At 31.4% G+C, this 23,978-nt stretch carries 23 protein-coding genes; 18 read left to right on the top strand and 5 right to left on the bottom strand.

The genetic code is table 11. The features are described from left to right. Positions 1 to 176 precede the first annotated feature (176 nt). Positions 177 to 359 (top strand): hypothetical protein, encoded by a 183-nt coding sequence (locus tag J8L88_RS00560; RefSeq protein WP_027394369.1) that lies wholly within the window; start codon positions 177 to 179, stop codon positions 357 to 359. 1 nt (position 360) lies between these two features. Here the strand turns inward: J8L88_RS00560 and J8L88_RS00555 are convergent, their stop codons facing one another. Further along, positions 361 to 1,251 carry an AraC family transcriptional regulator gene (locus tag J8L88_RS00555; RefSeq protein WP_211059664.1) on the bottom strand — a complete coding sequence of 297 codons (891 nt, stop codon included), beginning with the start codon at positions 1,249 to 1,251 and terminating at the stop codon, positions 361 to 363. 200 nt (positions 1,252 to 1,451) lie between these two features. Between J8L88_RS00555 and hemA the strand changes: the two genes are divergently transcribed. The 9 genes from hemA (at position 1,452) to J8L88_RS00510 (ending at position 8,871) form a co-directional block, all read left to right on the top strand. Continuing rightward, positions 1,452 to 2,702, top strand: a complete 1,251-nt coding sequence (hemA, locus tag J8L88_RS00550; protein WP_211059663.1) for a glutamyl-tRNA reductase — start codon at positions 1,452 to 1,454, stop codon at positions 2,700 to 2,702. Beyond that, a complete protein-coding gene (gene hemC, locus J8L88_RS00545) occupies positions 2,702 to 3,616 on the top strand; it encodes a hydroxymethylbilane synthase (RefSeq protein ID WP_027394362.1) in 915 nt (304 codons plus the stop codon). Before hemA ends, hemC begins: the two co-directional genes overlap by 1 nt. After that, on the top strand, positions 3,617 to 4,279 hold the full coding sequence (locus J8L88_RS00540; protein WP_211059662.1) for a uroporphyrinogen-III synthase: 663 nt from the start codon (positions 3,617 to 3,619) through the stop codon (positions 4,277 to 4,279). Next, positions 4,276 to 5,301, top strand: a complete 1,026-nt coding sequence (gene hemE, locus J8L88_RS00535) for a uroporphyrinogen decarboxylase (protein ID WP_211059661.1) — start codon at positions 4,276 to 4,278, stop codon at positions 5,299 to 5,301. The genes J8L88_RS00540 and hemE overlap by 4 nt, the downstream gene beginning before the upstream one ends. 1 nt (position 5,302) lies before the next feature. After that, on the top strand, positions 5,303 to 5,791 hold the full coding sequence (locus J8L88_RS00530) for a hypothetical protein (RefSeq protein WP_027394359.1): 489 nt from the start codon (positions 5,303 to 5,305) through the stop codon (positions 5,789 to 5,791). 80 nt (positions 5,792 to 5,871) lie between these two features. Next, the gene (locus tag J8L88_RS00525; RefSeq protein WP_108802752.1) at positions 5,872 to 6,663 is read left to right on the top strand and encodes an EI24 domain-containing protein; all 792 of its coding nucleotides are present in this window, start codon (positions 5,872 to 5,874) and stop codon (positions 6,661 to 6,663) included. Positions 6,664 to 6,668: 5 nt separating this feature from the next. After that, positions 6,669 to 7,571: an oxygen-dependent coproporphyrinogen oxidase gene (hemF, locus tag J8L88_RS00520; RefSeq protein ID WP_211059660.1), complete on the top strand. Its 903-nt coding sequence runs from the start codon at positions 6,669 to 6,671 to the stop codon at positions 7,569 to 7,571. Between the two features lie 161 nt (positions 7,572 to 7,732). Then, positions 7,733 to 8,344 carry a hypothetical protein gene (locus tag J8L88_RS00515; protein WP_027394356.1) on the top strand — a complete coding sequence of 204 codons (612 nt, stop codon included), beginning with the start codon at positions 7,733 to 7,735 and terminating at the stop codon, positions 8,342 to 8,344. A gap of 125 nt (positions 8,345 to 8,469) precedes the next feature. Next, the gene (locus tag J8L88_RS00510) at positions 8,470 to 8,871 is read left to right on the top strand and encodes a hypothetical protein (protein ID WP_211059659.1); all 402 of its coding nucleotides are present in this window, start codon (positions 8,470 to 8,472) and stop codon (positions 8,869 to 8,871) included. A gap of 4 nt (positions 8,872 to 8,875) precedes the next feature. Here the strand turns inward: J8L88_RS00510 and J8L88_RS00505 are convergent, their stop codons facing one another. From J8L88_RS00505 to J8L88_RS00490, 4 genes are all read right to left on the bottom strand, one after another. After that, positions 8,876 to 10,378: a carboxypeptidase-like regulatory domain-containing protein gene (locus J8L88_RS00505; RefSeq protein WP_211059658.1), complete on the bottom strand. Its 1,503-nt coding sequence runs from the start codon at positions 10,376 to 10,378 to the stop codon at positions 8,876 to 8,878. Between the two features lie 233 nt (positions 10,379 to 10,611). Continuing rightward, positions 10,612 to 12,120, bottom strand: a complete 1,509-nt coding sequence (locus J8L88_RS00500) for a carboxypeptidase-like regulatory domain-containing protein (protein WP_211059657.1) — start codon at positions 12,118 to 12,120, stop codon at positions 10,612 to 10,614. A gap of 236 nt (positions 12,121 to 12,356) precedes the next feature. Next, positions 12,357 to 15,956: a M1 family aminopeptidase gene (locus tag J8L88_RS00495; protein WP_211059656.1), complete on the bottom strand. Its 3,600-nt coding sequence runs from the start codon at positions 15,954 to 15,956 to the stop codon at positions 12,357 to 12,359. A 2-nt stretch (positions 15,957 to 15,958) separates the two neighbouring features. Continuing rightward, positions 15,959 to 16,840 (bottom strand): ABC transporter ATP-binding protein, encoded by an 882-nt coding sequence (locus tag J8L88_RS00490; protein WP_211059655.1) that lies wholly within the window; start codon positions 16,838 to 16,840, stop codon positions 15,959 to 15,961. A gap of 155 nt (positions 16,841 to 16,995) precedes the next feature. Between J8L88_RS00490 and hemB the strand changes: the two genes are divergently transcribed. From hemB to J8L88_RS00450, 8 genes are all read left to right on the top strand, one after another. Beyond that, the gene (hemB, locus tag J8L88_RS00485; RefSeq protein ID WP_211059654.1) at positions 16,996 to 17,970 is read left to right on the top strand and encodes a porphobilinogen synthase; all 975 of its coding nucleotides are present in this window, start codon (positions 16,996 to 16,998) and stop codon (positions 17,968 to 17,970) included. A 19-nt stretch (positions 17,971 to 17,989) separates the two neighbouring features. Then, a complete protein-coding gene (locus J8L88_RS00480; protein ID WP_027394349.1) occupies positions 17,990 to 18,370 on the top strand; it encodes a TerB family tellurite resistance protein in 381 nt (126 codons plus the stop codon). 10 nt (positions 18,371 to 18,380) lie between these two features. Then, positions 18,381 to 18,776 carry a c-type cytochrome gene (locus tag J8L88_RS00475; protein WP_211059653.1) on the top strand — a complete coding sequence of 132 codons (396 nt, stop codon included), beginning with the start codon at positions 18,381 to 18,383 and terminating at the stop codon, positions 18,774 to 18,776. Continuing rightward, on the top strand, positions 18,776 to 19,291 hold the full coding sequence (locus J8L88_RS00470; RefSeq protein WP_027394347.1) for a DinB family protein: 516 nt from the start codon (positions 18,776 to 18,778) through the stop codon (positions 19,289 to 19,291). The genes J8L88_RS00475 and J8L88_RS00470 overlap by 1 nt, the downstream gene beginning before the upstream one ends. A gap of 73 nt (positions 19,292 to 19,364) precedes the next feature. Continuing rightward, complete coding sequence (locus J8L88_RS00465) at positions 19,365 to 20,483, top strand: CNNM domain-containing protein (protein WP_118388564.1); 1,119 nt, start codon at positions 19,365 to 19,367, stop codon at positions 20,481 to 20,483. After that, a complete protein-coding gene (locus J8L88_RS00460; RefSeq protein WP_211059933.1) occupies positions 20,483 to 20,959 on the top strand; it encodes a methylated-DNA--[protein]-cysteine S-methyltransferase in 477 nt (158 codons plus the stop codon). The genes J8L88_RS00465 and J8L88_RS00460 overlap by 1 nt, the downstream gene beginning before the upstream one ends. Further along, entirely contained in the window at positions 20,959 to 22,926 is a 1,968-nt protein-coding gene (locus J8L88_RS00455) for a histidine kinase (protein ID WP_211059652.1), read from the top strand. Before J8L88_RS00460 ends, J8L88_RS00455 begins: the two co-directional genes overlap by 1 nt. 8 nt (positions 22,927 to 22,934) lie before the next feature. After that, a complete protein-coding gene (locus tag J8L88_RS00450) occupies positions 22,935 to 23,684 on the top strand; it encodes a LytTR family DNA-binding domain-containing protein (RefSeq protein WP_158594474.1) in 750 nt (249 codons plus the stop codon). Positions 23,685 to 23,978: the final 294 nt, after the last annotated feature.

Below are 23,978 nucleotides of genomic sequence, written 5' to 3'. Positions count from 1 at the left end.
CATAAAATTATAATAAGACTTATTGATAGCATGATTGTTGATAATATGCTGAAATAAATGTATAAGACGCTCGTGTTTTTTGTTGTTTGTAAATTTTATGGGCAAGTTAAATTATTATAAACAAGGAACTCTCAGATAATATTTTCTTATTTTTATAATATCAAAAAAGCATTGAGATGAAACGTATTATTGTAGACGTAGAAAAGGATAAATTACCCTTTATCCTAGAATTATTGGAGCATTTCGAGTTTGTATCCGTATTAGGAGGTGCGGATGAGGATGATAAGGGAATGTATGATTCTATAGTTTCTTTACAAAAAGGAGAAGGAATTCCTGTTAAGGAACCATTAGACCAATAAGTTAACTAAGATTCATGACATATTTTTTTGGGGTAGTCCCAAATTTCTTTTTAAATGCAGCTATAAAGTGGCTTGCTGTGCTATATCCTACTTTTAATCCTACTTCATTAACATTATGACTTCCCGAAGCTAATAATTGACGAGCTACTTCCATCTTGTAATCAAATAAAAAAGCATATACTGGTTCTCCATAAATTTGTTTAAAACCATCTTTGAGCTTGCTAAGGGGTAATCCAATTTCTTTAGACAACTCTTGAAGTGTTGGAGGTTCTGCCATTTTCGAAATAATAATTTCCTTTGCTTGTTTGATTTTAAGAACATTTTCTTCGTCAACAAGAAAAGGACATTGATCAATATCCGCATCTTCTGGTTTATTAAAATATAAACTTAATAATTCATAAGATTTGCCTTTAAAATACAATAGCTTGATAGAATTATGTAAATTATAATTTAAAATTTGGTTTAGAACTACGACTATAGAAGGAGAAACATCTGCATCGGTATAATATTTTTTATCTCTATTTCCCTCTCCCAAAAATGGAATATAGTCTGCTTCTTTTGAAAATAAAGAATGAAATTTTTTAATGGAAATTAGAAGAGATATCAAACAAGAATCTTTTTCCATCTCTAGGTTCATTGGTAAATCACGTTGTGGATTGTAAAGCAGAAGAGATTTTTTTTCTGGTAGCGGTATTGCATAGCTTCCATTATTAAAATTAAATTTCATGCTACCTTTAATACAGAAATGAAATTGAATATAACTACTATCAATATCTCTTATAATACGTTGACTATCATTAGTTTCATTTTGAAACTTGAGAATATAAAAACCATCCTCTATAATGGTTTCTTCAAGAATTCCTGGAGCGTTATTTTTTAATTGTATTTCCATATTTACAATAATATTTATTTAGAACAAATCTAAACAATTGAATTAACAACCTTTGGTACTTATACAAAAATAGGTGTTTTTACGTGATTTTGTGTTTTTGAAGCCATAAAGAACGTATTTCGATACTTAAAAAACTTCTAGCGTTATTTTTTAGAGTGAATCTGGGATATTTTTGCTACGGAAAAAATTGAGACAACCCAATGGAACCTCACCTACGTACTAAAGGAGCTAATTTTTATACAATTGGTCTTAGCTATAAAAAAGCTGATGCTGAGATACGTGGTCATTTTAGTATAAATGAAGAAGCAAAGACATTAATTCTTAAGCAGGCAAAGGAAGAAGGAGTAGAAGGACTTTTAGTAATGTCTACGTGTAACCGTACTGAACTGTATGGTTTTGCACAACATCCGTTTCAATTGATTAAACTTTTATGTGAACATACACATGGAACTGTTGAGGAGTTTGAGAAAGTTGCATATGTTCATAAAAACAGCAAGGCAGTTTCGCATTTATTTAGAGTAGGAACTGGGTTGGATAGTCAGATTTTGGGTGATTTCGAAATTATAGGACAAATAAAAGCCGGTTTTCGAGCTTCTAAGAAAATCCAAATGATCAATCCGTTTTTAGAACGATTGACAAATGCGGTTATCCAAGCTAGTAAACGTATCAAAAATGAAACTGAGATTTCTAGCGGTGCAACATCGGTTAGTTTTGCTGCGGTTCAATACATTTTGGCACGTGTTCCTTATGTATCTGATAAAAATATATTGTTATTTGGTACTGGAAAAATAGGAAGGAATACTTGCGAAAATCTAGTAAAGCATACTAAAAATGATCATATTGTTTTAATTAATCGTACTCGAGATAAGGCTGAAAAAGTAGCAGGAAAATTTAACCTGATAGTTAAAGATTATGATAATCTTAAACAAGAAGTTGATCATTCTGATGTATTAATTGTGGCTACTGGGGCTCAAAAACCTACAATTACTAAAGATAGTATTAGTACGGATAAGCCATTACTTATTTTGGATTTGTCTGTTCCAAAAAATGTGGATATCAATGTCACAGAATTACCAAATGTTACTTTAGTCCATATGGACCATTTGTCTAAAATTACAGATGATACATTGCAACGAAGAAGAGTCCATATCCCTAAAGCAGAAGGTATTATTGATGAAGTTAAGTCGGAATTTGATGGTTGGTTAGAGACTAGAAAATTCGCACCAACAATAAAGGCATTAAAAAATAAATTGGCTTCTTTTAAGGATGCGGAAATCAATTTACAACGCAAAAAGTTTTCGGATTTTAACGAAGAACAGGCGACAATAATTAGTGATCGTATTATCCAAAAAATTACAAATCACTTTGCAAGTCATCTTAAAGATGAAAACACTTCTTCTGATGAAAGTATAGAATTGATTCAGAAAGTATTCCAAATACACAATAAGTAGTGCAAAATAGAACAATTCGAATTGGTACGAGAGATAGTGAGTTAGCGCTTTGGCAAGCTCATACGGTACAAGATAAGTTAAAAAACCTTGGATATACTACAACATTAGTACCTGTAAAGTCTACAGGAGATATTGTTTTAGATAAACCATTGTATGAATTAGGAATCACCGGAATTTTTACCAAAACCTTGGATATCGCGATGATTAATAATGATATTGATATTGCTGTTCATTCTATGAAAGATGTTCCTACAGCTTTACCAAAAGGAATTGTAGAAGGAGCGGTTTTAGAAAGGGCTAATGTACAGGATATTCTATTACACAAAGGACTTGACTTTTTACAATCGAAAGGAACAATTGCCACTGGAAGCCTAAGAAGACAAGCGCAGTGGTTGCATAAATATCCAGATCATTCCGTTGTAGATCTAAGGGGAAATGTAAATACCCGAATGAAAAAGTTAGAAAATAATGATTGGAATGGAGCTATTTTTGCGGCTGCTGGATTAGAACGAATTAACTTAAAACCAAAGAATTATTTAGACCTAGATTGGATGATTCCAGCTCCTGCTCAAGGAGCTATGTTAGTGGTAGCCAAAGAGGAAGATTTATATTGTTTAGAGGCACTTTCTCATCTTGACCACGAAGAATCTAAAGTATGTGTGCATATAGAAAGAGAATTTCTACGAAAACTAGAAGGAGGTTGTACCGCGCCAATTGGAGCTTTGGCGACTATTAAAGATGATCAAATCAATTTCACAGGAGTTTTAATGAGTTTAGACGGAAAAGAAAAAATTGATATTGCTAAATCGATTAACCTTACCGAAAGAGATGGGTTTGGAATACAATGTGCTCAGGAAGTTCTAAACAAAGGTGGTAAAGAATTAATGAAGAAAATTAAAGCAGACTTACAATAATTGAATGCTAATGCTACCATATTATCCACAAGAAAACTCTCCTCTTCTCAAAAAGAATTGTTGTTAAATTCTGGAATTGGATTTGTTGAGTATAACGCAATCGAAATTGAGTTATTGGAGCTTGAATTTAATCGAGATATAAAGAATGCTATTTTTACCAGTAAGAATGCAGTAAAGGCTATTCAAAACTCTGAATTTACTATAGAAAATTGTTTCTGTGTTGGAGAGAATACTAAAAAACTATTGGAAGAAAATGGACAAAAAGTTGTAGAAATAGCTCAGAATGCTTCAAATTTGGCCAAAATTATAGTAAAAAGCTATAAAAAGGAGCAGTTTTACTTTTTTTGCGGAAATATGAGAAGAGCGGAATTACCTTTAACTCTAAAAGAAAATACCATTCAATTAGAACAAATTGTAGTGTATAAAACGCATATGAAATCTAAGAAGTTCGACCGTACATTCGAAGGGATATTGTTTTTTAGTCCATCAGGAGTACAAAGCTATACTATGACTAACTCAGTAGATGAAAGCATGGCTTTTTGTATAGGAAATACAACAGCTTCTGAAGCTAAAAAACATACTAAGAATTGCATTGTTGCTAACAAACCAACCGTTGAGAATGTTCTTGTTCAAGCGGTAAAATACTTTTATAAACGGATATGATAAAAAACGATTTATTTCTTAAAGCTTTAAAAGGAGAAACTGTAGATCGACCTCCAGTTTGGATGATGCGTCAGGCAGGAAGATATTTACCAGAGTTCATGGCGTTAAAGAAGAAGTACGATTTCTTTACAAGATGTAGAACACCAGAGTTAGCATCAGAAATAACAGTTCAACCTATCGATATCATAGGTCCAGATGCAGCAATCCTATTTAGTGATATTTTGGTAATTCCACAGGCTATGAATATCGAAGTAGAGATGAAAGATGGTATTGGTCCTTGGTTGCCAAATCCAATTCGATCTCAGGCTGATGTGGATCAAGTTATTGTTCCGGATATTGATGAAGAGTTAGGGTATGTTATGGATGCTATTTCTTTGACAAAGGAAAAGTTAGATAACAGAGTTCCACTTATTGGCTTTGCGGGGTCACCTTGGACAATATTGTGCTATGCTGTGCAAGGACAAGGTTCTAAGAATTTTGATAAAGCAAAAGGTTTTTGTTTTACACAACCACAAGCCGCGCATCAGTTGTTACAAAAGATTACAGACACTACCATAGCCTACTTAAAGAAAAAAGTAGCTACTGGAGTGAATGCTGTTCAAGTGTTTGATAGTTGGGGAGGAATGCTTTCTCCTGTGGATTATCAGGAATTTTCTTGGAAATATATTCAACAGATTGTGGATGCTCTAAAGGATGAAACAGAAGTTGTTGTTTTTGGTAAAGGCTGTTGGTTTGCATTAAATGAGATGGCTAATTCAGGAGCAGCTGCTCTTGGCGTTGATTGGACTTGCTCGGCACGAAATGCGAGATACCTTACCGGTGGAAATATTACATTACAAGGAAATTTTGATCCGTCTCGATTATTATCTCCTCCATCAGATATTAAAAAGATGGTTAAGCAGATGATAGACGAATTTGGTAAAGATCGATATATAGCAAATTTAGGGCATGGGATTTTACCTAATATTCCTGTAGAAAATGCTAAGGCTTTTGTAGACGCTGTAAAAGAGTATCAGGTGTAGAATGAAAATTTGGAACTTGATTAAGAAGTTTAATTTCTGGCAATTATTTAAGGTTGCTGGCTTAGTATTAAAAAAACCACAATACATATTTCCAACATTAAGAGCTACTAAAAAAACACTGGTTATCTGCGATTCGTTATATGGACAAAATCATCATAAGAATGGAAAAGCAAATGCCTTTAGACACGCGATATGGAATGTATTAATCTGTCAGAACGTGTTTAAGATTTCTAAAGATGAAATTAAAGCCATTACTTGGTCAGATAAGGTAACTACATTGCACGAGAAATTAGCACCTAATGGAGATGTTCCAAAAGCAATGGATTTACATAACAATCAATTGGGGAGAAGATATTTTAAAACACTTAAAATTGCTACGGAATGTGAGGTAATTGCCTTTATAGAAGAAAAACTACAACAAGCGAAACTAGTTATAGGAATTGAAGATATAACAAGTTTTTCTGAAGATTTAGTATATCTTTCAGAGTAAACCCATTAGAATATCTATAAAATTTTGAAACAAAACTATTAAAAGTACTACTTATAAGGAGTTAACCAAATTTTCTGATTATGATAAAAAATATAATTAATGGTATCAAAGCATATTTTGGAGGTTTTGCATTAATATCAAAATTGGGTCTATGGAAATACTTCGGTATCCCTATTCTTATTAGTTTTTTAACAGGAATCCTATTTGTTACGTTAGCTTGGTTTTTATCTGATCCTTTGGGTAGTGTGATAGCTAAAGCTTGGGTATGGGATTGGGGTTCTGAGACATTTACGGTGATCAGTAAATATTTTAGTATTCTATTGATATTGGCTTTGGGATTGGTGCTATATAAACATATTGTAATGGCATTATCCGCTCCTTTTATGAGTCCAGTTTCAGAAAAGGTAGAGGCACATCTTTTAGGGGATAAACACGCTAATCATGAACATAGAAATACTTCGTTTAGACAGCAATTGATGAGAGGTATTCGTATCAATGTTAGAAACTTATTTAGAGAATTACTTTTTATTATTCCATTACTTATCCTAAGTATTATTCCTGTAATAGGAATATTAGCTACTATATTAATCTTTGCAGTACAGGCTTATTATGTTGGTTTTGGTAATATAGATTATACAATGGAACGCCATTTTAAATACAAGGATAGTATTGAATTTGTTAGAAAAAATAGAGGAACAGCTATTGGCAATGGTATTGTATTTATGCTAATGTTATTTATTCCTATAATCGGATTTATAATAACGTTACCAATTTCTGTAGTCGCTGCATCTTCAGAAACAGTCAAAATATTGGATAGAGAAGGTCTTATTAAAGTAGATACTCAACAAAAAGTTTCTAAAATTGAAGCATAATAGAGATGAAAGAAAAATTTTATCAGTACATACAAGATTTACAAGATACTATTACAGCTTGTATAGAGAGCTTGGATGGTGCCGCCAAGTTTAAAGAAGATATTTGGAAACGACCGGAAGGAGGCGGAGGTAGAACGCGTGTAATAGAAAATGGTAGAGTTTTCGAAAAGGGAGGAGTCAATATTTCTGGAGTTCACGGCAAGTTGCCTAAAGCCATGCAAAGTTATTTTAAGGTAGGCGATGTAGATTTTTTTGCGTGTGGATTGTCTTTAGTTCTGCATCCTAAAAGTCCTATGATACCAACGGTACATGCTAATTGGCGATATTTCGAAATGTATGATGCCGATGGTATTATTGTAGATAGTTGGTTTGGAGGTGGACAGGACCTTACACCGTACTATTTATTTGATGAAGATGCCAAACATTTTCATACGGTGTCTAAAATAGCTTGTGATAAACATGATTCAGAGTTTTATCCTTTGTATAAGAAAAAATGCGATGAATATTTCTATAATGCCCATCGAAATGAGGGACGTGGAGTGGGAGGTTTGTTTTTTGATTATTGTAAGAAAACTGAAAAAATGAGTATGCAAGATTGGTATGATTTTGTAACCGAAGTTGGCAATAGTTTTTTAGAAGCGTATGTACCTATTGTAGAAAAAAGAAAAGAAATAACCTATTCGGATGCACAAAAGGATTGGCAGGAGATAAGACGAGGTAGATATGTGGAATTTAATCTTGTGCACGACAAAGGAACACTTTTTGGACTAAAAACAAATGGTAGAATTGAAAGTATTTTGATGAGTTTACCACCGCAAGTACAGTGGAGGTACGATTTTCATCCAGAAGCAGGTACAGAAGAAGCACGATTATTAGAAGTATTAAAGAATCCAATTGAGTGGGTGTAATCCTACGAAAAACAATTAAAAAACCGGTAATAGTTAAATATTAATTCGTTAAAATGCATAAAAATTAGGATAAAGTGTTGATAATAAGGTTTTTTTTATTATATTGCACGCACTTATGGGGCTTAGTAATAAATTTTTAACCAATTAACACCCAGAACCCTATGAAAAAAATTCTACTATTATTAACTGTGATCCTTCTGACCGGATGTCAATATTTCGAGGGAGGTAAGCAGAAAACCAAATTTTCAAATTTCTCAAAAAACACAATCGAATTTCGTAAGAATACAATAATGCTTACGAAGGGGTACGAAAAAACAAGTCCAGATCAATTTAAAGTTAGATTAGATTCCCTTACGGATAGCCCTAAATTTAAGAAGATTGCCTTAGAGGAATTGAAAAAAATTGAAGACAAAAATGTTGACTTTCAACTTTTTGTTGATGAGAAAAATGTGGAAAATTATGTGTTTATTTATGCTTGTGATTATTTTCAATTAGATGAGCATAGAGCTGCTACAGTGGTAGAAGCTTTAAGTAGACAATTAAAGGACGAAGCCCTTAGCCAAGAAGTTCGTTATAAAAGAATCCACGGAAGATTTTTCTTTACTCCAACATCAAAGATTGTAAAGTTAAAATATCTGAAAGGATATAAATTAGAAAAGAAATATCAAGCTGAATATATTGTAGCATCTAGATCCGGTGGTATAGGGCTATTAATAAGTAATCTTGAGAATGTAGATTTCGAAAATTCTATTAAAAGATTAGCTTCGAAATAACGTAATAATTCCAATAATGTTAATTGGTTTTATTTAAAAACTATAAAGGTATTGATGTTCTGATCAATACCTTTTTTTTGTTCTAACAACAAAGTCTTTTGTATTTTAGAAACTAATATCGATATATGAGAAAAGTATTACTGATAATAATTTGTTTGGTTAGTACTAGTTGTGCTCGAAATGTGGAGCCTACTGTGGATAATATTAATAAGATATTTGCTTCTCAGGATTTTACTTTCGAGTTTCATAAATTAGGAGATACAAAGAAATCAATTAGTTTTAGAGACGATTATTTAGTGTATAAAAGCGATCAACCAACATTGAGACGAGAGATTACGTATGATGAGGTATTGCTAATTAATGATTTTATTCAAAACATAGTAAACTCACATCAAAATGATTTAGATATAGAATCTTCCTCGTATTATATTCTTAAGAATACTGCTTATAAAACTACCATCATTTCTGATCAAGAAGATTTTTATTTTGAAGCACTGTTAAAGACATTGAAACTAATAAGTGAATAATTATTTATTCATCTTCTATTGCTTCTTCAATTGCCTTAAACTGTTTGATTGCAGTATTAGGTTCTATGATATTATATCCTTTCCAGAAACTGGGATCATATTGAGATAAATAAGTGGATTGTACGTTTTTATTTTCTTTGCTAGTTTTATATTCATCTTCAGTTATACTTTTAGCATCAAATACAATTATTTCATATTTATTTTTGGCATAACTAATTACATCAAGATTAAGAGATAACTGATTTTGCTTATTCCTTCCTTTTACATATTTGTTTTTTTCTATGATACTTAATGGTCTATCTACCCCGAATTTATTTTCAGTAATTTTTTCGATAAACTTTACACCATATTTACCATCAGAACCTTTCTCAAAAATTGTGGTACCACTATAACCGTTTTCTTCAAAACTTACACCCAATAGATTAAAGCTTCGCAGGCGTTTTACATTTTTGTAATCAATTCTTATAACTGCAAAATCTTCTGTATTGACATATAAGGTTCCTTTAAAATCTCCTCTTCTTTTAGGTGTAAATTTGATTACGTAAACTCCAACATCACCTAAAATGGTATAATCTACACGTTCAAAAATATATCTGCCAGAATTTTTAATTACATTTAATTTGGTGTCTGATTGATAAAACGTTTCGTTAAAAAGATTCTTAAGATTCATTTTTCTGGATTTGAAGAAGAAATTCTCTTTGGGGTTTTCAATTCCATCTGCTATATCTTTAGCATCCTGATTAGCTTTTAGAATAGAATCTACCTGTACTTTTTGGCTAAAGAGTCCTGACCTTATCTTTATGTAAGAATTAGGCTTTACATTATCTTTAAAGATCTTCTCCATTTTCTTAAAGACTCCTTCTATAGAACCGTTATTGTTTTTGTCATATAACCGAGCTCCTTTAATGACATTAAGCTTTTGCTTATCCGTATTTCCATAAAAGTCACATAATGCTTCTGCGTAAAAAACAGAATTTTTAGGGATTACTTTAGATATACTATCCACAAGCTTTTCATCGATCTCTTCTATGGTAGATTTTTTAAACTCAATATCCATTTTTTTAATATAGTTGGTATTGGTTTCTCTAAAAAATAATCTGTTTTTGGAAAGATCTGATCTATAATTATCTTCCATATTATCATCCACATTATCTATGATATCATCAATATCTAGATCTTTATTGGATATAAATACACTTTTTAATTCTATTGCTTTTGGTTCTATGTAGATAATACTATCCGTAATATTTTGTACTGCAACTCCCACTGTAGAATACCCCATTGAAGATATGTAGATAGAGTCAATTTTAGATTGAATATCGTCTAAAGTAATATTAAAGCTTCCTTCTTCATTTGTAACTACGCCTTGATTTTCTCCAATCTGGATAGTAGCATAGGGAATAGGTTGATTGGTTTTTTTATCAAATACTTTAGAACTTATGGTTTGGGCTTTCATTGAGATAGCGATCATCCATATCCCAATGGTTAATAATACAATCTTATTCATTTTCATAGGATCAGTAGATTGGTAAAATTATACTATAAAAGTATAGTTTTCGTCGTATGTATTACATAGTTACGACGAAAAACTATACCATTATGGTAATATATTCTTAAAATAAGACGAGATACTTACTGATTTATAACAACAAATGAGATGAATTATTTAGAAGCACTAATAATAGTATTGTTTATGATAGTTCTTTAGATAAACCTGGTAAAACAATATGATCTAATATTTTATGATTCTCCTTCTATCGCTGTAAATTGTTTAATAGCAGTATTTGGTTCTATAATGTTATACCCTTTCCAAAATTCTGGATCGTATTTAGATAAGTATTGTGGCTTGATACTTTTATTTTCTTTACTACTCTCATATTCGCTTTCTGTAATAGGTTGAGAGTCGAAAACTACTACTTCGTATTTACTAATTTCGCCAGCACCGATATCTAGTCCTAGAGATAGTTCATTTTGTTTACGTTTACCTTTTACGAATTTATTTTTTTCGATGATTTTAAGTGGTCTGTCGATACCAAAAACATTTCCTCTTGTTTTTTCTATATATCGAACACTATATTTTCCATCTGCACCTTTAGTAAAAATCGTTTTACCTTTATACATCGTATCATGAAAACTAATACCAAGTAATCCAAAATTCTTTAGATTCTTTACGTTTTCATAGTCAACTCTCATTACTGCAAAATCTTGAGTGTTCACGTAGATGGTTCCTTTAAAATCCGCACCTCTTTTAGGTTCAAAATTAATAATGTATACGCTACTATCATCGATGGTGGTGTAATCTATTAATTCAAATTTATAACGTCCAGATTTATCGATAAAGTTTAATTTAGAGTCTTCTTGGAAGAACATGCTTGATAAAAGGTTCTTTAAAGATGATTTTCTATAGTTTAGAAAATAATTTTCTTGATTCTTATTAGGTTTTTCTACTTCATTTTTTACTTCGGCAGCTTCTTCATTAGCATCAAAGATAGAATCCATTTGTACTTTAGTGCCTAATATCCAGCCTGATTTGATTTTTAGGTAAGAGTTAGGTTTCACATTCTTTTTTAGAATATCTTCTAACTTTTCGGATAAGGCTTCCATAGATCCATCATTACTTTTATCATACAGTTCTGCGCCTTTTATTATGTTAAGCTTTTGCTTATCAAAATTACCATAGAGATCACATAATGCTTCTGTGTAATAAGCCGATTTTCTAGGAATTATGGAAATCACACTATCTATAAACTTCTTGTTGAATTCTTTTATAGTTGATTTCTTGAATTTAATATTCATCTTATTAAGATCACTAAAATCAGATTGTCGGTAAAAAAGCTTTTTGTGAGATAAATTCTTGCTATAGTTTTGACCTACATTTTCTTTTACATTGTCAATTATCTCATCAATACTTAGATTTTTATTAGAAATAAAAACACCACTTAATTCTATCGCTTTGGGTTCAATATAGATGATGCTATCCGTAATAGTATTTAATGCGATACCTACTTTTTGATATCCCATAGAAGAAATATAAATAGAATCTATTTTTTTTAGTTGCTCGTCTAGAGTTATACTAAATTTTCCTTCTTCATTAGTAATGATTCCTTTATGTTCTGATAGTTGTATCGTAGCATAAGGAATTGGTTCGTTTGTTTTTTTATCAATTATAGTCGAGCTGATAGTTTGTGCTGATAAAGCCAAACTTGATAAAAGAGTTATTGATACTACTGTAAGTTTTTTGATATTCATGATTTGATGATTTCGTTTTTTGATGTACGTATTTATATAGACGCAAATAAATCTATAATGGTTGCTTGATCAATAAATATACCAAGAAGACGGATGGTAAAATAAATTGTTACAAATTATTAAAAAAAGAAAATCACGATCGAAACTATTGTTTCATATCGTGATTTTCGGCATTTAACTAACTAAATTCTTACAAGAGATGTCTTATTATTTTGATTTTTAGATATTAGAATCTTTTATTCTTCTATTCCTCCTAAGTTGTCATTAGAATTTCTGTCTATTAATTTGTTGTAAGGGTCAATTCCTGCTTTTTCAGGTTTTTTATCCGTTATAATGGTGAAGGTATTTTCTCCTGGTTGTAACCATTTTCGCTCTAGATAATATGGGTTTTTAAGAGGTACTTCTTGGTCGTCTACAATGTCTTTACCGAATAAGCCAATTTCTATATAATTTGTTTTATCATCTGTGCGTTCTTCTTTCCCTTCATCATCATAATAGATCTTTTTAGAATCTACAGTAAACGTAGTTTCGTATGTTCCGTTATCTAGTTTCTTAGTTTTGGCTTTTCGGATTCTGTTTTCATATAAAACAATCTCCTTAAAACCATCTTCTACAGCATACTTAAGGGAGTCCGGAGTTACGCGATAAATTGCGTCATATAAATTTTCTGAAGTAGGGTAGACTCCCTTTTCGAAATTTTTGTACTCATCTAAGAATCCTTTTAAAGCAGTATTGATTTTTTCTTCACCAATAATATCTTGTAATTCATACATAATCATAGATCCCTTTCGATACCATATGTAACCACCTGTCTCTACATTTATTAAAGAACGTTCGGGTTTAAAACTAAAGGCACGACCTCGTAAATAGGTGTCCAAGGAATATTTAAGGAAATTTTTGATTCCATTTTCACCATACTCTTTTTTCATAGTCATTAATGAAGAATACTCAGCTAAAGTTTCAGAAATGATATTTGCTCCAGATGTTTTGCTTGGTGTTACAATATGTCCCCACCATTGATGTGCTACTTCGTGAGCTGTTACACGAAAAGCGTAGTTAAAATCCTCTGCCTTATCAAAATCTGCGGCAAAACCAAAATCCTCTGAATAAGGAATCGTGGTAACAAATGATTGTGCAAATGTAGAGTGCGCAGGAAATTCTACTACCCTTATTACAGAATTGGGATATTCATAGAAATTCTTAGAACAATATTCTAAAGCTACTTTTACTCCATTAATAAAATGTTCTAAATTCCTCTTGTGTTTAGGAGAATGGTAAATTTCTATATCCACTTTTTTTCCACTTGGAGCGGTCCAACTGGATCGCTCTACATCATATCTTGCAGAAACAACGTTAAAGAATAAATCAGTCTGAGACTCTAAGTCATAATGAAAATATGATCTATCATTTTCCTTCCATTCTTTTACTAATTTACCAGGTGCAATAGCAATCTGATCTGATGAAGTACTTACTACTGCTTCAAAATTTATATAGTTTGCATCTTCATTGAATAAATTTTTCTTTAATGCGGTAGAATCTGTTCTTGGAGGAAACAAATAATCTAATTTTTTTAATCCGTATTTTTTTCGGATTCCGTTATCACTTAGACTTATATCATAATGAAAACTAGGAAAAATAGAACTGTTCAAAAATGTACCATTGTTTAATACCTGGGTTTCCATTCTATTGGAAAAACCTTTAGTTTCTGCAGACATAGAAATTGATAATTCCGCGGTATCCTTAGGTTGGAGTGTATTTGGTAATTTATAAAAATACATTCTATTTACAGTATCAGAAATTACAGGATTGATAGGATTTCCATTATATAAGATTTCTTCTAGTTGGGTGTGTTCTGCGGGATATTGAACATTTAATAATAATGTGTCAATTGGAGTATTGTAATTATTAATTAATGTAAATTCTCCTTTGGCTTTTAATCCTCTTGTTTCTGGAAATACATCAATATAAGCTTTGAGATCAGTTACCTGTGGATGTGCTTGATTGATCAATCTAGTATATTTCTTTTCGGCATTTGCTGCTATTTCATTAAAGAAATCACCATCCTCAATAGTATTTAAAACTTTTAGGTTGTAATAACTATAACCAGCTACGGATACAAAAGCAATAATAACCATCATTAGCGCTCCAACCATCTTAAAGTTCAATCTTCTTTTAGCCAGCGTTAGTCTTTCTTTTGCAGAAGAAAAGAATCCTCGATTCCATAATAGGGTTCCAATAACTAATAATATAGCCATCATCAAAGCCCAGTATAAACTTAGCATAAAGTTACCAAGCATATAATGTCCAAAACCATTAAGATCACTAAGGAAAATAGGAGTACTACCCGTAAAAATCAAAAGAGGATTACTGCTTTTAAATCCTAGCGTAACTAATAATGGGAGCCCGATATATATTAGTATAATTACAAAATGTCCTAAAAACTTATTGTTAAGCAATACATGAACAAAGAAGCACAAGAAAATGGTTGTTATAAAACTAGGAATTATTAACACGAAATTATAAATCACAGACATTCCTAATTCGTATCCAAAATATCCATTAAATGTTTGAAATAAAATACCAATAATAATATTTACGAATGCTAAAATAACGGCCACTCCAACTAGAGATATTACTTTAGAAAAATAGAGACTTGTATTGTTAATCGGTAAGGCATCATAAAAGACAAAAGTTTTGTTTTTACGAGTTCTATGTACCGCTTCTCCAGAATAAATTATCAGAATGACAATTGATAATAGAGAAATACCTCCAGAAATATAAGTCGTTACAAATCGTGTGAGTGGTAAATTCGGAGTTCCATAAATCTCATTAGCATTGAAAATAGTGATTAAGGATAAAATAATCCCTATAATAATTAAAACTATAAAAACAGGATCTTTTACGATCGATAAAAATTCAATTTTACTAAGAGATAATAGATTAGCTCTTTCCGTTTTTTTATTAAAAATTTGAGTAATCGGATTTATCAAAGAAGGTATAAATTTATCATTTCTTACTTTTCCTTCCTTTTTTCCAGAAACCAAAAACTTTTTGTAATCAAATTTAAATAAGGTTATTAAAAATAACACAAACCCTAAAACTAACCACATCATTCTATTAAGCAGAAATTTACCATAAATTGGGAGTTGATTGGTGTTTAGTTCATTTATTGACCAATATTTTTTCACAAAAGAAAAAGCTCTACCTCCAAATGGATCAAGATATATTGTTAACCATTGATTGTCCATACTAGACAGAAAGTTTCCTGAGATACTGTACAATAAAAACAGAAATATTCCTCCTAAATAAATAATGGGCATTTTTTTAAAAAAGGCCATTAAGCAAAAGAAGAGAGATCCAATCAAAAATGCATTGATTTCTAAAATAAATAGAAACGGAAGAAGATATGATGATATATTAAAAACATCATATTCTCCATAATCAGGTCTTTCTGCTAACATACCCATAGTGAACCCTATAATAGCACCAATGACAATAAAGAGATTTAGTAACGAAACAATAGTAAAACTCCCAAAGAATCTACCTAATACATAGGACTTTTGTGTAATTGGAAAGGTAAAATAGGTTTGTGCTGTTTTATGATCTTGATCTCTAAATATGGGAACACCCATTATAGCTGCATAAAAGAAAATAGAAATAACAGAAATAGGACCAATAATCTCAGCAATATTATTGGGACTATTTACAAACTGAGCAGTAGAGGATTCTTGAAAGTAAGCCCATAAACCGGCCATCAAAAGTCCTAATCCAGCATAAATCCAGGTAGCGGGTCTGCGAAACCGATATTGTAGTTCGAATAAAAATATTTCTTTCATAATTATGCCTCCTGTGCTTGATTTTGGTTGATACTGTAGAAATAGAATTCTTCTAAACCATTATTCATTTTTTCGAAACCTTCTTCAGGAGTATTTTCGCTGTATATATTGACAAAAAACTGACCTCCTCTAAGATAATTGGAGAGTACAGTATATTCGTTTTGATACTGTTGTAATTGCGATTTTTCTATTTGCTTTTTAAATATTTTCCCATCCAAAGTAGCAGAAAGTTCTTGCGGATTTCCTTGTGCCAATATAGTCCCTTCATTAAATACCGCCATATGTTCACATAGATTTGTTACATCATCAACGATATGTGTAGAAAGTATAACCACAGCGTTTTCTCCTAATTCACTTAGTAGGTTGTGGAAACGATTACGCTCTAATGGATCTAAACCAGCAGTAGGTTCATCAACAATAATTAATTTTGGATTTCCTAATAATGCTTGTGCGATTCCAAAACGTTGTCGCATTCCTCCAGAATAGTCTCCAAGATTACGATCTCTAAATTTATATAAGTTTACTTTGTTTAATAAATCAGCAACATATCCTTTTCGTTCTGTGCTATTGGTAATTCCTTTTACTTTAGCAATGTGATTAAGCATCATCTCTGCAGAAACCTTGGGGTAAACCCCAAAGTCTTGTGGTAAATATCCTAATACTTTTCGTAATTCCTCGGGTTGTTTAAAAACGTCAATACCATCAAAATCAATAGACCCAGTATCAGCCAACTGTAGTGTAGCAATCGTTCTCATTAATGTTGATTTTCCAGCACCGTTAGGACCTAACAAACCAAACATTCCTTTTTCTAATGTTAGATTAACATTATTTAGAGCCTTGGTTCCATTGGGATATGTTTTGTTTAAATTTTTTATTGTGAGCATACGAAATATCTTTTAGCAATTTTTATCTATTAAATAGTTAGTAGGTGTTGTTAAGAGTTTGTTACACAATTGGTTTAATTTTGTGAAAATGATCACCTAGAAATTACGTTATAAGTTGGTATATTTACAATTCTTACAAATTACTAGCAAAATTAATGTATCAATTACGTAGAAATAGAAGATTACGAACCTCAGAATCAATTAGATCTTTGGTTAGAGAACATATAATAACCCCAAATGATTTTTTAGTCCCGCTTTTTATAGTAGAAGGCACTAGTGTAAAGCAAGAAATAGCTTCCATGCCCGGATATTATAGATATAGTCTTGATTTATTAAAAGACGAAGTCAAAGATTTATGGAATATGGGATTGAAAGCGGTATTACTTTTTGTAAAAGTTCCTGATAACCTGAAGGATAATAAAGGTACCGAAGCGTTGAATCCAGATGGATTAATGCAACGTGCAATTAAAATAGTAAAAGATGTAGCTCCTGAGATGTTAGTAATGACGGATGTAGCACTTGATCCATATTCTTCATACGGACATGATGGTATTGTAGAAGAAGGATACATAGTAAATGACCCAACCTGCGAAGTGTTAGCGAAAATGTCTTTGTCCCATGCACAAGCAGGAGCAGATTTTGTGGCACCAAGTGATATGATGGATGGTAGGATTTTGGCAATAAGAGAATTGCTAGAAACTGAAAACTATAAGAACACTGGTATTATGAGCTATAGTGCAAAATATGCGTCGGCATTTTATGGCCCTTTTAGAGATGCATTAGATTCTGCGCCTGGTTTTGGAGATAAAAAAACATATCAAATGGATTTCTCTAATAGAGATGAAGCTATTAAAGAGACCCTAGCGGATATTGATGAAGGAGCTGATATTGTGATGGTAAAACCTGGATTGGCGTATTTGGATATTTTAAGAGATGTTAGTGATGCTGTAGACGTTCCAGTTGCGGTATATCAGGTAAGTGGAGAATACGCTATGTTAAAAGCGGCAGCAGAAAAGGGTTGGCTAGATCACAATGCAATTATGATGGAACAATTAATTGCTTTTAAAAGAGCAGGAGCAAATATCATTGCAAGTTATTTTGCAAAAGATGTAGTTAAACTTTTGGGTTAAATTTAAATATAAAATAGCTATGGTAAGTAGGGATCGATTGTATCAGACATTTGGAGAATTATTGTATGTAATTGCAATGAGTGATGGTGTGATTGAAAAAGAAGAAGTACATACGCTAGAAGAAATATTAAAAGCACATCCAAAAGGACAAGAAATTAAATGGTCTTTTGATTATGAAAATGCAAATGATAGTGATATCGAAACACTTTATAAAAGAGTAATTGAGGTGTTTTCGGATAACGGTCCGGATGAAGAATACGATTTTATGATATATGCGTTGACCAAAATCGCGGAAGCAAAGGATGGTATTGGCTCTAAAGAAGAAAAGGTAATTAATAGTTTTTCTAAAGATTTATTAGAAAGATTTAAGAAGGATATTGATAATTTATTTAATTCATAAGATCACACAAATGAAGAACATTTTTATTGCGCTCTTAAGCATTGCATTTATAGCAACTAGCTGCCAATCAGAAAAAAAACCTGAAAAAGAAAAAATAGTAATTGGAGGAAAGAAAAAAGAAAAATCTCCAGAGTTTGCATTGGGCGAAAAGCTATTTAAAGGAAAAGGTAATTGTTATTCTTGTCATAGATTGGATAAAAAATCTGTTGGTCCGAGTGTTAACGATATCATGAAAATATACAAAGAACGGAATGGTGATATTATAGGTTTTCTTAGACAGAAAAAAGATCCAATTGTAGATCCAGATAACTATGCAGTTATGAAAACAAACTTTGTGCGTTTAGAAAAATTCAGTGACGATGAGTTAAAGGCGATAGAGTTGTATATGAACGAAGTAACCAAGTAATGAAAAAGATATATTTACTTCTTTTTCTCACATCATATACCGCAATGTCTCAGCAAATAACACCGAAATCCGCATTTTTAGAAAAATGGAATAATTCTAAAACATATTTATTAGAGATGGCTGATGCAATGCCAGAAGAAAAATATGCATTTGCGCCGACAGAAAGAGAAATGGATTTTAAAAATCAATTGTTACATATTTGTGGTAATATGTTATGGTTAAGTACTACATACTTCTCGGAAGAAGATTTTGACAGGAAGAAACTTGCAGATAATGCTCCAAATACTAAAAATGAAATCATTGAGTTTCTAAAAAATTCATTTGATGAAGTATCTAAAAGAGTAACAGAGGTATCAGAAGAATCATTAACTGCTAAAGTCGATTTTTTTGCAGGACCAAAGTCTAAACTTCAGATTTTAAATCTACTCCAAGATCATGTAACACATCATAGAGGTCAATTAATTGTATATCTAAATCTCAATGAGATAAAACCGCCAAAGTATGTGGGCTGGTAATAAGTATTCTATATTTTTATTTTCGCAAATGAATACCAAATCCGTACTTTAGCAAAACCAACTAATTATAATTATGGCATTATTACTTGTATACGGAGTCGTATCTATTTTCTTTTCTTTTTTATGTTCAATACTAGAAGCGGTATTACTAAGTATCACTCCTACCTTTATTAATGTTAAGAAAAAAGAAGGAAAAGCATACGCAACAGCATTAGAAAAACTAAAGAAAGATGTTGATCGACCGCTAATTGCTATTTTAACACTTAATACAATTGCTCATACAGTAGGAGCTATTTTAGTAGGTGTGCAAGCAAAAGTCGCATATGCAGAAATGTATGGAACCGAAACTCGTAAGATTTTTGGAATAGAAATGACAGAAGATCTAATGGTAGGAGTAGTTTCTTCTATAATGACCATATTGATATTAGTTGCTTCAGAGATTATACCAAAAACTATTGGTGCTACGTATTGGAAACAACTCTCTAATTTTACTTCTAAAGCATTAAACGTATTGATCTGGCCACTTAAATGGACAGGGATTTTATGGCTATTACAGTTAACAACAAAACTGATAGGGGGAAAAGGACATCATGGATCGGTATTGAGCAGAGAAGATTTTACAGCCATGGCTGATATAGCTGAAGAAGAAGGTGTTTTTGAAGAATCGGAGTCTACAGTGATTAGAAATCTCTTAAATTTTAAAACGATTTTTACTAAAGATGTAATGACACCGAGAACAGTTATTAAAACTGCCTCAGAAGATACAACAGTAGAAGAGTTTTTTAAAGAGAATCAAAATCTTAGATTTTCTAGAATACCCGTTTATAAAGATAAAGCTGATAATATAACAGGACAGGTATTAAAAGATGAAATTTTTAAAGAAATGGCCAACCAGAACGGTCATAAACTTCTTGGAGAAATAAAAAGACCAATCATATTTACTAATAGAAATTTACCTATTCCAGATTTACTCAATGATTTGATTCAGACTAAGAATCATATAGCATTAGTGGTAGACGAATATGGTTCCGTTAGTGGATTAGTAACTATGGAAGATTTGATAGAAACGCTACTTGGTCTAGAGATTGTCGATGAAAGTGATACAGAAACAGATATGCAAATCCTTGCCCGAAAAAATTGGGAAACAAGAGCAAGACGTTTAGGTATTCTGAATGATAAAAAAGAAGAGTGATTTCTACCGTTTTCATAGAAACTCCTTTAGGTATTGCTTCTATTACAGGTGATGAAAAGGGTGTTTCTAAGATTTCTATAACAGCAGATAAAGAACATATACCTTCCGATAAAATTCCAGACGAACTAAAAGATGTAGTTACTCAACTACAAGATTATTTCGAAGGGAATCGAACAGATTTCAATATTGATTTAAATCCATCAGGGACAGATTTTCAGAAAAGAGTTTGGAGAGAGCTTTCTAATATTCCTTTTGGAAAAACAGTAAGTTATTTAGATATAGCTAAACGACTTGGCGATCCAAAATGTATAAGAGCAGCCGCCACTGCGAATGGAAAAAACCCGCTTTGGGTGGTTGTTCCATGTCATCGTGTTATTGGTAGTGATGGTTCTCTTACCGGATATGCTGGAGGATTGTGGCGCAAAAAATGGTTATTAGATCATGAAAACCCTGTAAAGCAACAATCTCTTTTTTAATGACTTTTTTTAGAACCTTTTTCATTTCGATTAGTATACTTTTTTTTGGGTGTTTTAATGTTGTATCTCAAGAAGCCCTAGATAAAGAGTTAAATCAACCTATAAAGTTGCAAAAAGAGTCTCTTCAGAAAATACTAAAAACAGGAGATAGCTTATTTAAAGCAAATGACATTGTAAGTGCTAAAAAAGAGTACGATAATGCTTTTGAACTAATTCAGAATAGCTCGGATATTGATAGTGTAAAAAGGATGGTTTATAAAATTGAACGCTTTTTTACGGATAGTACTAGAGAATACCTGAGAGCCATGAATGTACTTAATTTTTTAAGTGAGTATTGTGCGAATCAGAATGATAAAAAATGCTTGATGTATGTAAAAAATAGATTAGGTTTATTACATAATAGAATAGGAGAATATATAAAAGCCTTAGAGTATTATGGAGATGCATTAGCCTTGGCTTCTTCAGATGACAATTCGGATTATCAGTGGGATATTTTATTAAATAGAGGTGTACTATTCTTAGATATTGGTGATCAAGATCAAGCTAAAATTGATTTCAAAAGAGCCTTAACACACATTGATCCAGAGGATACTAAAAAACGGAAAGGAGCTACGTACTTAAATTTATCGGCGTCTTTTAATGATAAAGAAGCTGATTCTATATTATACTATTCTAGATTAGCTGCTGTAGGTTGTGAGAAAAATTCATTGTCGACCAGACATTGCATTATGGTATATAATAATATTGCTTGGTCATATTATTTAAAAAAAATGCCCAAAGAAGCACTAGAGGTAATACGAACTAATATAGAGTGGGATAATGATAATTTGACGTATAAGGATGGAGATGATTTATATCCGGGATTAATGCACACCATGGGTGCAATACAATATGATTTAGGAAATTATGATAAAGCACTTGAGTACTTTTTAATTTCTAAAAATAATTTCGAAAAGAAAAACGATATTTCTGATTTAATTACGGTAAAAGAAGATTTATCAAGGCTATATGAAACAACAGGAAATTTAAAAGCAAGTGTTCAGTGTTTACGAGATATAAGATTGCTGGAATCTAGGCAATTAAAGGTTAAGGTAAGTAAAGAGTTAGCGAAAAGCGAAAGTAAGAATTTATTATTAGCTAAAGAAGAAGTCATTTCTGGACTAGAAGAGAAAAATCTAAAAATAGAAAAAGAAGTTAGTAAGACGAAATGGCAAAGTTATTTCCTTGGACTATTATTAGTAGTTACTGTGCTGGTATTAGTATATAGAGGGTATATTAATCGTATTAAATATTATAAAATAAATGAAAAATTAACGCATACACGATTAACTTCGTTGAGATCTTCAATGAACCCACATTTTTTGTTTAACAGCTTTAATACCTTACAGAATTATATTTTAAAAAATGATAATATCAGAGCAAACGAATATATGACGGAACTTTCGGGATTAATAAGAAATGTTTTAAATAGTTCGGATAGTGTATATATTAACTTTAAAAAAGAGCTAGAGATTATTCGATCCTATGTAAATCTGCAAAGAGGAAGGTTTCAGGAAGAATTTGAAGCGAGTTTCGATGTGGATCCAGTCCTTTTAGAAAGTAACCCAAGAATACCTTCTATGATTTTACAACCGTTTATTGAGAATGCGATAATTCATGGTTTTTCTCATTCTTCCGTTGCAGGACAACTAAATATAACATTGCAAAAAGAACAGGATATGGTCGTTTGTAAAGTTGTAGATAATGGAATCGGTAGAGAAGCATCAGAACAACTAAAGAAAAAAGGAACTGATGTATCTCATTTGTCAATCGCTACAGAAAACACAAATGAAAGATTAGATATTTTAAATACAACAGTAAAAGGGCAGTCCAATATTGTTATAAACGATTTGTATGATAATACGGGTAAATCATTAGGAACAGAAGTAATTATTACATTGCCTATAGTTAAAGAGATTAAGAAATAATGGATCAAATGTTAAAATGTTTTATCATTGATGATGAAAAAAAGGCTAGAGAAAACATTAGTCTTTTATTGAGTACATATTGCCCTCAGGTAGAAATCATAGGAGAAGCTGGTGATAAGAAATCTATACTAGAAGGTCTGTCTAATCTTAACCCAGATGTGGTTTTTCTGGATGTACAATTAGGATCCATTACAATTTTTGATATTCTTGATGAGCTCGAAGAAATTAATTTTAAAATCATCTTTGTTTCAGCCTTTAATCAATATGCCGTAGATGGATATAAATATAATGCGCTAGGGTATTTACTAAAACCTATTGACCCTAAGTTATTAGTAGAAGTTATAGATAAGGCAATTCCGATAAAAGAAAAGAGTGAAGACAAAGAAGACCCAATAGCTAGCTTTAATCAACTTTATGCTAAAATTCACGAAGTTCCTAAAATCTCTATAACAGATTCTAAGGGCACGCATGTTATAAAAATACCTAGTGTTCTTTATTGTATTAGTAATGGTAATTACACTACGTTTATTAGAAAAAATGAGAAAGAAATAGTAATATCAAAGAATCTGAAATATATAGAATCCAAATTACAACCTTTTGGTTTTTTTAGAATTCATAGATCCTATTTAATTAATTTAGATCACGTTAATACCTTGGTGAAAGAGCAAGGAGGATACGTTGTTATGTCTAATGAGAAATCATTACCAATAGCAAGAGATTCTAAGAAAGAATTATATCAGAAATTGAATGTAATTTAATTTTATTAGAATATTATTTTTCGAACATGATTTTAAATTTGTCTGCTCATACATTAAAATCTGCATTTTATACATTGAATCATACCAAAAAAATATTCCCCAAAAGGATTGAAACAAATAACTCCTAAATTTGAAATAGCGATTAATAGTCTTTAGTTTACTTGGATTAGCTTTTAGTGAGACTTTATTTTGTAATACATATGCCCTAATTATAGATTTCTGTTTTTAGATGTAGCTTATAAATAAAAGATGTGAAATATTAAACTGATATTTCAAAAAAATAACACAAACTCA

Origin of the sequence: Aquimarina sp. MMG015 (assembly GCF_018100855.1) — a bacterium.
GTDB lineage: Bacteria > Bacteroidota > Bacteroidia > Flavobacteriales > Flavobacteriaceae > Aquimarina > Aquimarina latercula.
Note: the sequence above shows the minus strand (reverse complement) of the source record. Positions and strands in the feature narration are given on the sequence as shown.

Bases quoted from the DNA above. Each gene is read 5' to 3' on its own strand.
- J8L88_RS00530 (WP_027394359.1), top strand. From the start codon at position 5,303: ATGAAAATTTGGAACTTGATTAAGAAGTTTAATTTCTGGCAATTATTT.
- hemE (WP_211059661.1), top strand. From the start codon at position 4,276: ATGATAAAAAACGATTTATTTCTTAAAGCTTTAAAAGGAGAAACTGTA.
- hemA (WP_211059663.1), top strand. From the start codon at position 1,452: ATGGAACCTCACCTACGTACTAAAGGAGCTAATTTTTATACAATTGGT.
- J8L88_RS00465 (WP_118388564.1), top strand. From the start codon at position 19,365: ATGGCATTATTACTTGTATACGGAGTCGTATCTATTTTCTTTTCTTTT.
- J8L88_RS00515 (WP_027394356.1), top strand. From the start codon at position 7,733: ATGAAAAAAATTCTACTATTATTAACTGTGATCCTTCTGACCGGATGT.
- J8L88_RS00500 (WP_211059657.1), bottom strand. From the start codon at position 12,120: ATGAATATCAAAAAACTTACAGTAGTATCAATAACTCTTTTATCAAGT.
- J8L88_RS00495 (WP_211059656.1), bottom strand. From the start codon at position 15,956: ATGAAAGAAATATTTTTATTCGAACTACAATATCGGTTTCGCAGACCC.
- J8L88_RS00455 (WP_211059652.1), top strand. From the start codon at position 20,959: ATGACTTTTTTTAGAACCTTTTTCATTTCGATTAGTATACTTTTTTTT.
- J8L88_RS00505 (WP_211059658.1), bottom strand. From the start codon at position 10,378: ATGAATAAGATTGTATTATTAACCATTGGGATATGGATGATCGCTATC.
- J8L88_RS00560 (WP_027394369.1), top strand. From the start codon at position 177: ATGAAACGTATTATTGTAGACGTAGAAAAGGATAAATTACCCTTTATC.
- J8L88_RS00480 (WP_027394349.1), top strand. From the start codon at position 17,990: ATGGTAAGTAGGGATCGATTGTATCAGACATTTGGAGAATTATTGTAT.
- hemB (WP_211059654.1), top strand. From the start codon at position 16,996: ATGTATCAATTACGTAGAAATAGAAGATTACGAACCTCAGAATCAATT.
- J8L88_RS00510 (WP_211059659.1), top strand. From the start codon at position 8,470: ATGAGAAAAGTATTACTGATAATAATTTGTTTGGTTAGTACTAGTTGT.
- J8L88_RS00555 (WP_211059664.1), bottom strand. From the start codon at position 1,251: ATGGAAATACAATTAAAAAATAACGCTCCAGGAATTCTTGAAGAAACC.
- J8L88_RS00490 (WP_211059655.1), bottom strand. From the start codon at position 16,840: ATGCTCACAATAAAAAATTTAAACAAAACATATCCCAATGGAACCAAG.
- J8L88_RS00475 (WP_211059653.1), top strand. From the start codon at position 18,381: ATGAAGAACATTTTTATTGCGCTCTTAAGCATTGCATTTATAGCAACT.
- hemF (WP_211059660.1), top strand. From the start codon at position 6,669: ATGAAAGAAAAATTTTATCAGTACATACAAGATTTACAAGATACTATT.
- J8L88_RS00450 (WP_158594474.1), top strand. From the start codon at position 22,935: ATGTTAAAATGTTTTATCATTGATGATGAAAAAAAGGCTAGAGAAAAC.
- J8L88_RS00525 (WP_108802752.1), top strand. From the start codon at position 5,872: ATGATAAAAAATATAATTAATGGTATCAAAGCATATTTTGGAGGTTTT.
- J8L88_RS00470 (WP_027394347.1), top strand. From the start codon at position 18,776: ATGAAAAAGATATATTTACTTCTTTTTCTCACATCATATACCGCAATG.